Origin of the sequence: Micromonospora sp. NPDC047753, assembly GCF_040642735.1 — a bacterium.
Lineage (GTDB): Bacteria > Actinomycetota > Actinomycetes > Mycobacteriales > Micromonosporaceae > Micromonospora.
Genome location: NZ_JBEYSL010000719.1, coordinates 1 through 2,556, shown reverse-complemented (window position 1 = coordinate 2,556; position 2,556 = coordinate 1). Strand labels below are relative to the sequence as shown.

Annotated in this window: 2 protein-coding genes and 1 pseudogene; all 3 read right to left on the bottom strand. The window is 71.9% G+C overall.

All coding sequences use genetic code 11. The features are described 5' to 3' along the window. Positions 1-114: 114 nt before the first annotated feature. The gene (locus ABZ749_RS33680; protein ID WP_357235085.1) at positions 115-2,025 is read right to left on the bottom strand and encodes a glycerophosphodiester phosphodiesterase family protein; all 1,911 of its coding nucleotides are present in this window, start codon (positions 2,023-2,025) and stop codon (positions 115-117) included. A 101-nt stretch (positions 2,026-2,126) separates the two neighbouring features. Beyond that, entirely contained in the window at positions 2,127-2,432 is a 306-nt protein-coding gene (locus ABZ749_RS33675) for a cellulose binding domain-containing protein (protein WP_357235088.1), read from the bottom strand. Positions 2,433-2,461: 29 nt separating this feature from the next. Further along, positions 2,462-2,556: pseudogene (locus ABZ749_RS33670) on the bottom strand (50S ribosomal protein L10); the annotation flags it as partial.

The window sequence follows — 2,556 nt, the reverse complement described above, 5'->3', positions numbered from 1 at the left end:
CATCGTGTCACTCGTGCCGAACGAGACGATGGTGTCGGTCGGCGTACGCCACTCGTGGGCCCTGAGGACCGGGGTGGCGCGGGCCCCGTCGGACCAGCGCCACCCTCCGAGTCGCTACTTGAGGGCGAGGGTGCGGGCGTCGGCGGCGATGACGCTGGCGAGCTCCGCCGGCACCAGCTTGCCGGCCTGCCGGTCGGCGTAGGTGGCCAGCTCGGCGTACTGGGCGTGAGCCAGTTTGATGGTCATCGCCGTGACGGCGGCCGGGTCCGCGCCGGAGGTGAGGATCAGGTAGCCGAGGCCAGCCTGGCTCACCGTCACGGTGAAGGTGCTGGTCGCCGTGGCGGTGCCCTCGGGCCCGGTCGCCTCGGTGGTGATGGTGTGCCGGCCGGCGGTCAGCTTGGCCAGGTCGAGCTTGCGCCCGGCGGCCGACTTCTTACCGTCCAGCGTCACGGTGACGGTGTCGGCGTTGGTCGCGGCAACCGCGATCACCGGTGACTGCGCCCGGTCCAGCCGAGCCCCGTCGGTCGGCGAGGTGATCTGCACGGTCGGGTCGGCGGGGGCCCGCTGGACGAACGCCGAGTTCCAGCCGACCAGCTCCGCCGCGCGGTTGGTGATGATCGCGTCGGTGCCGATCCGCTCAAGCCGCTGCCACAGGCCGGCGGAGTCCATCGTCCACGCCATCACGGCGACCCCGGCTGCGTGCAGCGGGGCGACGACCTCGGGCTTGGCCAACAGCGCGTTGCCGTCCGGGTTGTACGCGGTCAGGTGCAGCTCCTTCGCGATCGCCACCGGGTCGGCGTCCAGGGTGCTGCGGAGCAGGCCGAGCGGCAGCTCGGGGGCGATCTCGTAGGTGTACTTCAGAGCGTCGACCTCGAAGCTCTGGATGAAGACCCGGCCCGTCATCTGCTCGTCCCGGATCACCTGGATGATCGTGGCGACCTCGTCGCGGGTGTGCTTGCCCTTGATCTCCACGAGCAGGTTGCCACCCCGCGTCCGCAGGTCGGCGAGCTGCTCCGCGAGGGTGGGCACCCGCTCGCCGACGTACTGCGGGCCGAACCAGGAGCCGGCGTCGAGCGCCTTGATCTGCGCGGCGGTCAGGTCCCGGATGTTGCCGGTGCCGTCGGTGGTCCGGTCGACGGTGCCGTCGTGCAGGATGAACGGGACGCCGTCCCTGCTCGGCTGGACGTCGTTCTCGATCCAGTCGGCGCCGCCCCTACGGGCGATCTCCTGGGCGACGAGGGTGTTCTCCGGCGCGGCGGCGGACGCGCCCCGGTGGGCGATCACGGTGAACGGGCTGCCCTCGGGGCGGAGGTAGCCGTTCGGCGCCAGCTCGGTGACGGTGACGTCGTCGTACGACACGGTCGCGCCGTTGACGAAGAGCCCCTGGACGCCGTCGGCGGAACGCTGGAGGCTGCTGGTCCGCATCGCCTCCCGCCCGTCGAAGATCCAACGGGCCTGGTTGCCGTGCACCTCGACGGCGACACGCACGTCCCGGCCGGTGCCGGCGGCGGACGGGGCGGAGGCGGTGTTCGTCACGACCCAGGCGTTGGCAGCGGTCCGCTGGGCGAATTCGAGCCCGTTGGCGGCGGTGGTGCCGCTGCGCATGGTGGCGATCCACCAGGGGGTCGCCCCGCTGGCGGGGACGTCGATGCCGAGCGAGGCCCAGCGGGTGGCGGCCGAGACCGACTCGAAGCGCATGGTCGCCTCGAGGCGGAAGTCGTTAAGGTGCCGACCGAAGGTGATCTTGTTGTTCTCGCTGGAGCTGGCGGAGGTTCCGTACAGTCGGCCGTTCTCGACCTTCCAGGTGCCGTCGACCGCGTGCCAACCGGCGGGCAGCGATCCGGCCGAGAAGTTCTCCGAGACGACGACGCTGCCCGGCTCGGCGGTGGCGGGCGACGAGGTGGCGACGGCGACCGCGACGGCAGCGCCGGTGACGGCGAGAGCGGCGGCGGCGGCCCGGGTACCCAGGGCGCCGAGGCGTGACCCGGCGCGGCGAGGCGACGGTGATGCGGGTGGGACAGTCATGGTCGCGACGGTACGAAGCACGCCCGAACTGATGATCAATCAAGCATGGCTGCCGTCGGAACGCCGGGTGTACCGTGCTCGATCCGGGCGAACCGGACTGGTCAGTTCGGCACGCCGGAGCAGGCGACCCCGTCGATCGTGCACGCCCTCGGGGCGGCACCGGTCAAGGATCCATTCACCCGGAACGTCACCCGGACCGAGGCGCTGCCGGGCACCTGACCGGTGTTCGGGTCCGGCACGAACGTCCACACCGCACCGTCCCGGCTGGCCTGTGCCCCCTCGACCCCGCTGACCCCCAGCGACTCCCGGGGCAGGGTGACGACCAGCGTCCACCCCGGCGCCGGGACCGGGCCCGGATTGCTGATCGTCACTGTCGCGCCGTAGCTGAGCAGGGCGTTGTCAGTGATGGCGAAGTCCGCGCCCAGGGCCGCCGGGGCTCGGCGCCCTCCTTCTCGCGCTTGTCCTGCAGTGCAGCCGCCAGACGGGCGGTCTTCGACAGCGGGGCCTGGAACAGGGCCGCGGCCTTGCTCA